At 40.8% G+C, this 11,934-nt stretch carries 12 protein-coding genes; 5 read left to right on the forward strand and 7 right to left on the reverse strand.

Annotated features, from left to right (window positions below):
- Position 1 precedes the first annotated feature (1 nt).
- Positions 2-1,381, forward strand: coding sequence for an L-serine ammonia-lyase (locus C8D97_RS10530; protein ID WP_109763894.1), 1,380 nt, complete (start codon positions 2-4; stop codon positions 1,379-1,381).
- 108 nt (positions 1,382-1,489) lie between these two features.
- On the opposite strand, the gene C8D97_RS10535 is transcribed toward C8D97_RS10530, so the two are convergent.
- Together C8D97_RS10535 and C8D97_RS10540 are read right to left on the reverse strand one after the other, a co-directional pair.
- Positions 1,490-2,464 (reverse strand): LysR substrate-binding domain-containing protein, encoded by a 975-nt coding sequence (locus C8D97_RS10535; RefSeq protein WP_109763736.1) that lies wholly within the window; start codon positions 2,462-2,464, stop codon positions 1,490-1,492.
- Positions 2,465-2,714: 250 nt separating this feature from the next.
- Positions 2,715-3,632 carry a 5'-nucleotidase gene (locus tag C8D97_RS10540; RefSeq protein WP_109763737.1) on the reverse strand — a complete coding sequence of 306 codons (918 nt, stop codon included), beginning with the start codon at positions 3,630-3,632 and terminating at the stop codon, positions 2,715-2,717.
- 129 nt (positions 3,633-3,761) lie between these two features.
- Here C8D97_RS10540 and C8D97_RS10545 point away from each other — a divergent pair, with 129 nt between their 5' ends.
- The 3 genes from C8D97_RS10545 (at position 3,762) to C8D97_RS10555 (ending at position 6,919) form a co-directional block, all read left to right on the forward strand.
- Entirely contained in the window at positions 3,762-5,390 is a 1,629-nt protein-coding gene (locus tag C8D97_RS10545) for a tetratricopeptide repeat-containing response regulator (protein WP_109763738.1), read from the forward strand.
- A gap of 2 nt (positions 5,391-5,392) precedes the next feature.
- A complete protein-coding gene (locus C8D97_RS10550; RefSeq protein ID WP_109763739.1) occupies positions 5,393-6,082 on the forward strand; it encodes a sensor histidine kinase in 690 nt (229 codons plus the stop codon).
- A gap of 63 nt (positions 6,083-6,145) precedes the next feature.
- Entirely contained in the window at positions 6,146-6,919 is a 774-nt protein-coding gene (locus tag C8D97_RS10555) for a hypothetical protein (protein WP_109763740.1), read from the forward strand.
- Positions 6,920-6,958: 39 nt separating this feature from the next.
- On the opposite strand, the gene C8D97_RS10560 is transcribed toward C8D97_RS10555, so the two are convergent.
- Positions 6,959-8,182 (reverse strand): response regulator, encoded by a 1,224-nt coding sequence (locus C8D97_RS10560; protein ID WP_109763741.1) that lies wholly within the window; start codon positions 8,180-8,182, stop codon positions 6,959-6,961.
- A 205-nt stretch (positions 8,183-8,387) separates the two neighbouring features.
- Between C8D97_RS10560 and C8D97_RS10565 the strand changes: the two genes are divergently transcribed.
- Complete coding sequence (locus tag C8D97_RS10565; RefSeq protein ID WP_109763742.1) at positions 8,388-8,690, forward strand: PilZ domain-containing protein; 303 nt, start codon at positions 8,388-8,390, stop codon at positions 8,688-8,690.
- 227 nt (positions 8,691-8,917) lie between these two features.
- Here C8D97_RS10565 and C8D97_RS10570 read toward each other — a convergent pair whose 3' ends face one another.
- From C8D97_RS10570 to C8D97_RS10585, 4 genes are all read right to left on the reverse strand, one after another.
- A complete protein-coding gene (locus C8D97_RS10570; protein ID WP_170115212.1) occupies positions 8,918-9,628 on the reverse strand; it encodes an MlaA family lipoprotein in 711 nt (236 codons plus the stop codon).
- 78 nt (positions 9,629-9,706) lie between these two features.
- Complete coding sequence (locus C8D97_RS10575; protein ID WP_109763744.1) at positions 9,707-10,474, reverse strand: HvfC family RiPP maturation protein; 768 nt, start codon at positions 10,472-10,474, stop codon at positions 9,707-9,709.
- Positions 10,467-11,312 (reverse strand): HvfB family MNIO-type RiPP peptide maturase, encoded by an 846-nt coding sequence (locus C8D97_RS10580; RefSeq protein WP_109763745.1) that lies wholly within the window; start codon positions 11,310-11,312, stop codon positions 10,467-10,469. Before C8D97_RS10580 ends, C8D97_RS10575 begins: the two co-directional genes overlap by 8 nt.
- Positions 11,313-11,321: 9 nt before the next feature.
- Complete coding sequence (locus C8D97_RS10585; protein WP_109763746.1) at positions 11,322-11,699, reverse strand: HvfA family oxazolone/thioamide-modified RiPP metallophore; 378 nt, start codon at positions 11,697-11,699, stop codon at positions 11,322-11,324.
- Positions 11,700-11,934: the final 235 nt, after the last annotated feature.

The raw sequence follows: 11,934 nt of genomic DNA on the forward strand, positions 1-11,934 counted from the left end.
ATTGTCTATTAGCACATTTGAATTATTTACCATTGGTATTGGCCCATCGAGCTCGCATACTGTTGGCCCTATGCGTGCCGCAAGAAGATTTATTGGCGAACTGAAAAAAAAGGAATCACTGTCAAAAGTCACCCGAATAAAAAGTGAACTTTACGGGTCTTTAGGTCAAACAGGAAAAGGACACGGCAGTGATGTTGCTGTTCTGATGGGTCTTGCAGGTCACCGTGCGGATACCATCGACCCTGATACTGTGCCCGACAGGATGAATAAAATTCGTACTGATAAATCAATTCGTCTGCTGGATGAACATGACGTTCCGTTTAATGAAAAGAAAGATCTGGTTTTTCACCGACGAGATGTATTACCAAAACACGCCAACGGCATGAAGTTTACCGCCTACGATAAAGACAACAATGAGTTACGATCTGGCATATATTACTCGGTGGGTGGCGGTTTTGTGGTAAACGATGATGTCTCTGCCGACGATCCATTTGTAGAAGATCCAACCCCTATTGCCTACCCTTTTAAATCGGCCGAAGAATTACTCAGCTTGTGTAAAGAGCACGGATTAAGTATTTCAAGTTTAATGCTTAAAAATGAATTGTCCTGGAATACAGAGCAAGAGGTTCGCGATAAATTACTGACCATTTGGCAGGCGATGAGTGACTGTGTCAAAAAAGGTTGTGAGCGAGAAGGTATATTGCCGGGCGGGTTAAAAGTAAAACGTCGTGCTCCTTCTCTGTGCCGAAAACTTAAAGCCAGTAAAAATCAAACTGACGAATTATCGGTTATGGACTGGGTAAATTTATACGCCTTGGCGGTTAATGAAGAAAACGCTGCAGGTGGTCGTGTGGTTACTGCACCAACCAATGGTGCCGCTGGTATTATTCCTGCGGTTTTATTTTACTTTGTTCAACATCACTGCAAAGGCGAACCGGATAATGATGCCATAGTACGCTTTCTGCTGACAGCCGCCGCCATTGGCATTCTATACAAAGAAAATGCTTCTATTTCTGGTGCCGAAGTAGGCTGTCAGGGTGAAGTTGGTGTCGCCTGCTCTATGGCTGCCGCAGCATTAACTGAAGCGCTGGGGGGAACCATTGAGCAAGTGGAAAATGCAGCAGAGATCGGCATGGAACATAATTTAGGCTTAACCTGCGACCCTGTTGGTGGCTTGGTGCAAGTGCCCTGTATCGAACGTAATGCGATGGGCTCCATCAAAGCAATTAATGCAGCCCGGCTAGCTCTAAGAGGCGACGGCAGCCATAAAGTATCGCTCGATAAAGTGATTAAAACCATGCGCGAAACCGGTGCCGATATGAAAACAAAATACAAAGAAACGGCACGTGGTGGCCTGGCAGTCAATATTATTGAGTGCTAAAACCACAAAAAGACTTTTCTCATTGTGAATGAGTTACCCTGTAAGATTAATTCTGTAAAGGTAACTCATTTTAGTTTTACTGTTCTTTAACCTCTAGCACATCACCATTTAGCGCTCAGGCAAAGTATTGTCACTCACAAGATTATTTAACTCATTGGATGAACGACAGCGCACAACTTTTTTCAGCATTTCTTCATTTATATGTGGCGCCAGCATGGATACAAAATCGGTGACATACTTTCGGAAGAAAAAGTTTTTATGAAACACAATTTTTGCTTTAAACGGTGAAAATAGATGATCCGCATTAATTAATTTTAAGTCAGAATCTTTTTCGGGGTTGTAGGCCATTCTGGCAATAAGCCCAACTCCCATCCCCATTCTCACATAAGACTTTAAAATTTCGGAATCGGTCGCGGTGATCACAAAGTCAGGCTCGTGCCCGGCATCTTTAAAAACTTTTTCCACCTCACCAACTTTACCGTCAGGGTTAAGCTTGGCTAATAAAGGGTAATTCGCGAGCTTTTCCAACGAAATACTCATGTCATGACAGAGTGGATGCTCACGAGGCACCACGATGCACTGATGCCATAAAAAGCATGGCACTTGTATTTTATCGGCAAACCACTCGTCTCGCTCACCAAAAATCACCAAATCGATGTCGCCATGATCCAGCATATGATCCACATGAGCGTTTATGCCCTGATGCAAATGCAAACGCACTTCTGGGTATTTTTTGGTGAAAGACTCTATGATGCCCGGCAATAGATAACGCGAGAAGGTATGAGTGGTGGCAATACGAAAAATGCCTTTGTCTTCACAGACAAAATCAGCTGCAATATCTTGTATTTTCTTGGTTAGTTGTAAAATTTCGGTGGTGACTTCCAAAATCCTAACGCCAGCCGGAGTGATATTGGTAAGGTGTTTACCACTTCGTGTAAACACCTGAACACCTAGCTCATCTTCCAACAACCTTATTTGCTTACTTATCCCCGGTTGGGATGTGTATAAACTTTCAGCGGTTGCCGAAACGTTAAGATCATGACGCGCAACTTCATAGATATACTTCAATTGCTGGAGCTTCATGCCTTTTAACTCCTTATTAACGGTCAAGCATTGTTCTTATTCCTGATATTTATTAAGAATAGACTGAATCTCAAATTTCACCAATGTGGATATCTCTGTGGAAATTCTGTGATTAGTAGGTGTGCAAGCTGTAAACTACTAGATATGCTGTTTTGATTATAAATCAATCAGATTATATTTTTTTTATTTCCATTTAGAATAAGTTTCACGAGGAACATATTTTTAGCTATTAAAACAGTTTAACAATTGATCATTCCGGATTGGCTATTCCGTGTGGAACGTGCCCTGTTGCAACCAAGTCTTTGGCTGAAAAACAATGATCCTGCTGATCATCAAAAAATACATCGGCATCATAAGCTTTTAAAAATTCAGCCTTGCTAAGACCGCCTAAAAATAGAGCTTCATCAATACGGATATTCCAGGTTCTCAATGTTCGTACGACACGCTCATGGGCAGGTGCTGATCGGGCCGTTACCAGAGCCGTTCTGATTGGGCATTCCTCAAGAGTAAATTCCTTCTGTATTTTGTGCAGCGCAGCAAGAAAGTTTTTAAAAGGCCCACCTTTCAGTGGATTTTTGGCCGCTTCACGCTCACTTTGTGTAAAAGCATTTAACCCCTGCTTTTTAAAGATTTGTTCCGCTTCATCGGAAAAAATGACGGCATCTCCGTCGAATGCAAACTTAAGTTCAAAGCTCTCGGGCTGGGCACCTGCGGTTAATCCTGTTTTTGAAACGATGGTAGCGGCTGCATACCCGCTATTAAGTGCTTTACGAACGTCATCGGGATTGGTTGAAAGGAATAGATGCGCATTAAAGGCCGAAACATACTGATAAGGCGTGCGTCCCCCGGTAAAGGCAGCACGCGTGATATTGAGTTGATGCGCTTCGACCGAATTAAAGATACGTAAACCTGTATCGGCACTATTACGAGAAATGAGCACAACTTCTACCTTGGGGTGTGATTTAGAACCTGTGTCATTAAGCGCCAATAATTTTTTTACCAATCCAAATGCAGCACCCGGCTCTAACGGCTGATCTTCATGTTCTATTTGATATTCAGAATAGGCCTTTACCCCCTGCTCCATAAAAATTTTATGGCTTTCCTGTAAATCAAATAATGCCGTTGACGAAATGGCCACAACCAGCTTATCACCCAGAGACACCGCCATTGCTTAATCCTTCACTTAATTCATTGAAAATTATTACAAAATTCAAATTAGCATCTATACTTTTGTCATTGCAACTATGTTCTTAATATATACCTTAATTCAGCCATAAAGGAGCTTTTTAAGCGCTCTATGATCCATTATGAAAATAAATCTGCCCTGATTATTGAAGACTTTGCCGAGTTTGCCCGTTCATTAAAAGCCATGCTGGGTGACATAGGCATTGAGAATGTCGATATGGTAAATACCGGTGAATCCGCCATACGCGCCTGTAATGAAAAGTATTACGATATTATTTTGTCCGATTATAATTTAGGCCATGGTAAAAATGGTATGCAAATACTTGAAGAGCTCAATTTCAATAAACGCATACGTTCTGATGCCGTATTTATAATGACCACCGCAGAAAATACGACAGCCATGGTAATGGGGGCTATTGAAAACCAGCCCGACTCTTATTTAACCAAGCCGTTTAATAATGCCCAATTAAAATCTCGATTAAGTAAACTGTTAGCCAAAAAAGAAGCGCTTAAACCCATTTTTAATGCAATGGACAAAGGCCAGATAAAACTGGCTCTAGAACAGTGTGATGAAATACTCGACGCTTTTCCCAAATACAAAGCATCCATTGAAAAGTTAAAAGCAGAATGCCTGATGAAAAAACGTCAATACAGTGACGCCATGGCAGTCTATGAAGAAGTTTTAAGCAAACGACCCATCCCCTGGGCAATGGTTGGTCTGGCTCAGGCTCAAATTGCACAGCGCCAGTACGAAAATGCAGCAACGGTGTTAAGAGAAACCATCAGCAAATTCCCCATGGTGTTGGAAGCTTACGATTTACTGGCAGACTGTCAGATGCAACAACAGGAACTTGATGATGCGCAACAAACTCTGCAAGATGCGATTAAAAAATCACCTCGGGTGATTAAACGACAGTCAAAACTTGGTGAGGTTGCCGTTGAAAATGGCGACTACGACACCAGCATCAATGCGTTTAAGCAAACCATACGACTGGGTGAAAATTCCATTTTCAAATCACCAGACAGTTATATTCATTACACCAATAGTGTCTCTAAAAAAGTTACTGCTGATGAAGGAAAAGTTGCTAAAAATCTGGCGACAGAAGCCGAAAATTACCTAAAAGATTTTTACAAAGAATACAAACACGACAAAGTATGCAAATTACGAGGCTCAGTTGCCGAAGGAAACTTCTTTATGAGCCAGGGCAAACAAGACGAAGCAAAAAAATGCACCGAACAGGCCAAAGAATTGTATTCAACCATTGATACCATGTTACCTGCCGATGCTGGTCTGGAACTTGCTCAGGGTTTACAAAATTTAGGCGAAGAAGACATCGCAGAAGAAATAATAAAAGATGCTGTGCAACACAACTTTGAAAATTCCAAGTTTTTAGAAAAGGCTTTGCCTCATTTAAAAGACAAAAGCATTCTCGAAAAAGGTAAAGAAGCGCACAAACTCAACTCGCAAGGGATTAGGCTGTTTGAGCAAAAACAATATGACGAAGCCGTCAATCACTTTATAAAAGCGGTTGAAGCCTCACCTAAAAACATATCCATAATTTTAAATACCGTGCAGGTTTTACTCAAAGTGCATCAGTCGGGAAATGCCGATGACTCTATCATTGAACGATGTGAAAACTATTTAAATTCGATCAATACTATTTCACCCGATGATCATCGATTCCAACGCTTCAGTGAATTACTAAGACTTACTCGAGTCATTCAACAGGAGCAATTTTAATTATGAATGACAAACATGAACATCTGGACTTTTCCATGGTACTGGCATCTGCCGTTCATGATATGAAAAATTCATTAAGTATTTTAATCAGTGCTATATCTGCCCTTGAGCGCAAATATCCAGCGATTGATGATGAAGATAAAAAACAGCACTCCGTACTTCAATACGAATCGAGCCGGTTAAATTCTGACTTGGTACAGCTTCTAGGCTTGTATAAATTAGAAAATAAACAACTGCCACTAAACGTCAATTACCATGATGTTGAAGACTTTTTGTCCGATCAGGTCGCGCAGTACGAGCCCCTGCTAAAATCGCGTGATATTGAGTTAGAACTGGATATAGAAGAAGAACTTGATGGCTGTTTCGACGTCGATCTTATCGCTAGTATTTTAAATAATGTACTGGGTAATGCCATTCGCTACACTAAAAATACCATAAGAATTTCCGCCTATTACGATAATGGCTTAGTGATTGATATTGCCGACGATGGTATCGGTTACCCTGAATTTATGTTAAAAGAACAAGAGAACTTTATAAAGTCTATTGATCACAGTACAGGCAGTACCGGATTGGGTTTATATTTTGCGGGTCAAATAGCCCGGCTACACAAACAAGGTGAGAATAAAGGTACCATTAAGCTACTAAATGGAGGTGAGCTTAAAGGCGGAATTTTCAGGCTGACTCTTCCTTAAAAGGGCTTTAGCCAATCATAATAATAACCAATAAATAGTTAAGTAAAACAAGTAGAGCACTGAATGAGTACAACAGCAATAATAATTCTAATCATCATTTTACTGGTACTTGCTGTCGGTGCCAGCGGTTACCTGCAATACAAAGAACAGGTCAAAGCTCAAAAAAGACAAAAAATAGCCAAGTTTCAATACCGGGCTCGTTATGGACAGGAATTATATGATCGTTTTTCAGACTTACCTGTCTCTGGCCACACAAGAACCGTTATTCTTCAATATATTGTAGAAAACTTACGTAAAGTGCTTCTGGTTGATCCTAATAATCTGTCTGCAAATCGTAATTTAGAAGAATACAGTCAAAAACTAACTAATCCAGAACTGCCAGCTGATAAACAAGCGCTTCAGACGCCCAGTGATCCACAGGAAATGGTTGTTCTAATGGGACGGGTTAAAAACCTGATGCGCTTTATTCACAAAATTGGTCGGTTACCCGGTATCGACATTAACTCAGCCAGGCAGTCGCTGGCAAAATTAAAAGAACTCTACCAGAATCTGCAAACACACACTTATATTGCCGTTGCAAAAAAGCGGTTGTCAGAAAAAAGCTATGCTCAAGCACTGCATTATCTTGACAGCGCCAAACGTTTGTTACTGCTTAAAAATATTGCCGATCCTAAAACACAGGCGATGCTGGAAAAGCTGGATGCCCTGACTCAAGAAGTCCAGGCGCAGCAACAAGCCCCAGAAGAAGACGATGAAGTAGAGACTAATGAACAGGAACAAGAATCATCGGATCTGGGCGACAGTGATGACCTGTTTCAACCTAAAAAGAAATGGTAAAGAATTATTATTTTGCCGAAGTTAATCGTTTTAATTGCTTCACGTTTGTCTTGTTAAATGGCGAACAATAAACACACTGACGTCATCACTGGGTTTACTGTTTTGTCGCAAATTGATTTGTTTAACTAAATCGCTTACCTGAGTGTGCTCATCCATTTTCAACGTCAATATTTGGCTTTCATCAGCAGTGTCATCTGGTGTAATGCAAGATAATATACCATCAGAAAACATCGCTAATGTGTGAGATGGCTTAAACTCAACAGTAAAGCTTTCAAATGTCGCCCAGTCGAACATTCCCAGAGGAAATCCTCTCTCTGGTAACACCCGTTTCACCGAAGGGGTTATCAGCACTGGTCGAGGAAACTGTCCTGCAATTGCATAACTCAATGATTGCTTTTCGGCATCAATCACCCCATAGAACAGTGTGATCTGTTTGCCCAGATTAGCGGCTAAAATCTCTTTATTAAGATAGCTCATAATGGTTGCTGGGTTAAGAATATCAGGCTGTTGACTCACACGATAATTGCGAATAGGTTGATTAAATAGACTTTTAATCATCATGGTAACAAATGCTGATGAAGTACCATGATCAGATACATCAGCGATATAAAAGCCTGTAAATCGATCATCTATTTCAAAATAATCGAGAAAGTCACCGCTGATATCAGAAGACGGGATAACCGTATGCAAAAATTGATAGCCATTAATTTCACTTTCAGGGGGTGGAAGTAATTGCACCTGAGCTCTGCGCCCTGCATGTTTATCTTCTTTTAAATCATTGAGATTACTTTGCAGTTCTTTATTGGCTTTATCCAGCTCGCTGTTTAACAGTTGATTCTCTTGCTCCAGTTGCTGTTTTGTTAAGGCTTGTTTAACCGCGTGCCCTAACACTTCAAGATCAGAAATTGGTTTTACCAGATAATCGAGTGCGCCAAGCCTAAGCGATTCAACCACATCATTTATCATACCAGCGCCAGAAATCATAATCACTGGAGTATCAGGTGACTCCTTAGTCACAATCTCCAGAAGTTCCATGCCATTGATTTCAGGCATCCGCAAATCACAGAGTATAAGATTGGGCTTTTGATCCCGATAAACTGCCAGCCCTTCCCTGCCATTTTCAGCTTCCAGAACCTGATAACCACAGTCTTCCAGATACATTAAAATGCTCTGTCTGACCAAAGGGTCATCATCAATGGTTAAAATAGTCGGTGTTTCACTGAAAAAGTTGTTTTGATCGATTTGCAACGGCAAAGTATCCAATTTTATTGTCTCTGAAGTAAGCCTCACTATGAATATAGTGGTAATCCTTGAAAAATAACAATTTACAATAAAGGTTTGTATTGCAAATGACAATAATCATTCAAGCCAGCCTTCTACCGGCACTATCCAGATTGACCTAAGGTGATTTATTTTCTACTATGGATTACAGATCATAATAACTAAATCAAACAGTCCGAGGCTCTGTATGTCAACTGATAGAGAATATGAAGAAAAGCGTGATTTTATTCGTATGTTTGTCGACGCTAAAGTCGAAATCACTGACCCGGAGTCTGGAAAACGTTACGAAGGTGATAGCATTAACTTAAGCGCTGGCGGTGTTGCATTTGTCAGCAGCCAACCTTTCGATATCGATAAAACCCTCGATGTAAAAGTCAGCTCCGTACAATCAAAGTTACCTCCACTTTCTGCTGAGTTGGTTGTTATACGCTGTGAAAAGCAAAGTGATGACCATTATGAGATCGCTGGTTCTATTCAAAATGTGAGCTAGGTATCAGTTTATAGCCCTGTTTTGAGACGCTCCTCGCAAATCATTATGTCAATAAAGACTAATATTAACTCCTGTAGTCAGGAGTTAATTGATGTTAAAACCGTCCCAATCCCCAAATATTGCCAAGTTTAAGCTGGATCCAATGATGGCACTTCCACTGTTATTAACTCTGGGTGTTGTTTTCAGTAGCTTATAACTTGTACCTTATTTGCCATTAAAACTTTTTATTAACACTCTTCATATTCAGGATCGCATCCAAAGTCATCTTCAAATGGCAGGTCGCCGTCATAGACTTTGTATTTTCTATTTTGTAAGTAAGCATCTCTAATGAATGAATATTCATCCAGTGCGTTTTCAATTTGCTGTTCAAGTTCTAATAACTCAGCGCGCTTTACCAGCAAACGAATGCCTTTCAGACTATATTGAGCAGAATCGTCTTCTAAATAGCTTACCGGATCAAAATAATTATCGGCCGGCATAGAGGCTGTATCTCTTAAAGTAGAAGGTCCTAAAAATGGCAGCATTAAATAAGGACCCGGTTCTACGCCCCAGGTTGCCAGAGTTTGACCAAAATCTTCATCGTGTTTTTCCAGCCCCATAGCCGAAGCAGGATCGAACAGTCCACCTAATCCCAATGTGGAGTTGATTAAAAATCGACCTAAATCACTGGTGGCACCGGTTACTTTGAATTGAAGCAAATTGTTTACGAAGTTACCTATATCGCCCAGATTCGAGAAAAAATTATCAACTCCAGCTTCCACCGGATCCGGAGTAACCGCTTTATAGCCTTCGGCCACTGGCTTTATAACGGCTTTATCAATGGCTCTGTTAAAACTGTACACTTTACGATTAAATGATTCATAAGGATCAACCGTATTACCTTTAGAAGCACAAGCCGTTAATAAAGTGCCGATCAACATCACAAATATTAGACGCATGTTATAAATATCCTGAATGTGTTGGGTTCTATGCGAAAGTGGGCCGTATTATAATTAGGAATGCTGGCGGGATCTAACTTATCTATCAATTACTCCGAGAATAATATCTCTTTTCATCAGCTTCATTAATATATCCAGTCCATTTGCTTTAATCGTTTCTGCTGGAAACTGAGGCAGTTGCTCGGCCAATAAGTTCAATACCTCACCACCGGTTTTATCGGAATTCTGTTTAATCAGTTCCAGTAAAGCAAAGGTCACCGCATTAATTTCGGTAAACTCAACATCATCAGCACGATTTCGATAAACCACAATAAACGTGGGCTTTGCTGGCTTTTCATCAGGTAAATAATCCGATGATATATGTTGAACATCGTATTCATAGGCCAGTGGCCAGGCAACTGGTGAAATTAACAGCGGTTCATTTAAAAGATCAACGGAATCTTTTGTTATTACATCGCTCGCTTCAAAAGGGTCAATCATTAATGCCAGCTCTACCCACTCATAGTGAGCAAGCTCAATGATAAAAGGATATTTTTGAATGATGTCAGGCTGCTTTTGCTCCAGAAAGAGCAAAAATTCTTTAGCGACTTCTGAAAAGTAGGGGGACGTCGCTTTATGCTCATCAATAAATTGGCGAATTAAACTGTGCCATTCCTGCTCATTAAGCAAGCTATAAATGACCGGAAAACCAGACTCAATAAAGCCGTTGATATTATTGTAGATAAGCTCCCGATAGACAGCCATTCGCCTGTCTTCAATTTCAGAAGGAGCATTATGTTTGTCAGGATTTCTAAGGTGTGCTGCGAACGCTTGCTGCACTCGCTGAAACTTTTGTTGCTCAGGCATTCGCTAAATGTTCACTGTGCTGATAGGACGATTGAACCTGTCTAATTTGAGCCACTTCACCAAGCAATTCATCCAGAGGTGGAAAATTAAAATCTCTCTCAAGTAGCGTAGGGAATACGCCAAATCGTTGATAAGCCTGCTCCAGCAAATGCCAGACATCCGGTTTAACATCGGCGCCATGAGTATCAACTTTTAAGTCATCCGCTTCATCATAGTGGCCGGCAATATGGCCATAGGCAATTCTATCGCCCGGCAGTGCGTGTAAAAACTCCACAGGATCATACTGATGATTAATCGAATTGACGTAAATATTATTCACATCCAACAAGAGCTTACAGTCAGACTCTTCTAATACAGCATTAATAAATTCAATTTCGCTCATTTCTTGTGCAGGAGCAGCGTAATAAGAAGCGTTTTCCATCGCGATGGGCTGCTCTAAAATATCTTGAACTTGCCGAATACGTTGCGAAACGTACTTAACGGCCTCTTCTGTAAACGGGATGGGCATTAAGTCATAGAGGTGACCATCGTCACTGCAATAAGTCAGATGTTCGCTATATATAGAAACCTGATGCTGTTGCATTAGGGTTTTAATATTTTTCACCAGAGAAACATCTATTGGACTCGGACTGCCGATGGACAGTGACAAGCCATGAAAGACAAATGGATAACGCTCAGTAAAAGATCGAAATTGTTTACCTAGCGAACCACCAATATTGATCCAGTTCTCAGGCGCAACCTCCATAAAATCTATGAGGGGTTGGCGGCTCTGGGCCAGGGCCGGCATTAAATCACGCCGTAACCCTAAACCAGAACCTTGTACTTCAGGCATTAACATGATAATTAACTATGCGCCGCATTTTCCTTCGCCGCATTTGCCTTCTTTACCTTTCTTACCTTTTTTGCCTTCGCCGCATTTACCTTCGCCGCACTTGCCTTCTTTACCTTTTTTGCCTTCGCCGCATTTACCTTCGCCGCACTTGCCTTCTTTACCTTTTTTGCCTTCGCCGCATTTACCTTCGCCGCACTTGCCTTCTTTACCTTTTTTACCTTCGCCACACTTACCTTCTTTGCCTTTATCGCCTAAGAAGCTAACCACTTGGTAACCTTCAGACATATCGTTCAACTCGAAAGGATTTTCATTGGCATTAGCGGTCGTTACTGAAACCGATGCTGCAAGAGAGGCACCTACTAATGTTGCTAACTTTTTCATATCTTTATTCATATCAATAGTCTCCTAAATTTACATTAAACAACCCAACAGTTTTTTTATTGTGGATTACCTGTTCAGACTGGCTTAATCGAGCATTGTTACAACTTAAATTACTAAATTTTTCAACCAATTAGCCAACAAGCGCTCTTTCTTGTTTAAGAAGAATACAGCAGCCATTTAAATGTGCCGCATAAAGACTAGGTTAGCAAGTCAAAAGTGTCGAAATGATCACAAAAACGCCAAGCGG

Source organism: Pleionea mediterranea (assembly GCF_003148745.1).
Classification (GTDB): Bacteria; Pseudomonadota; Gammaproteobacteria; order Enterobacterales; family Kangiellaceae; genus Pleionea; species Pleionea mediterranea.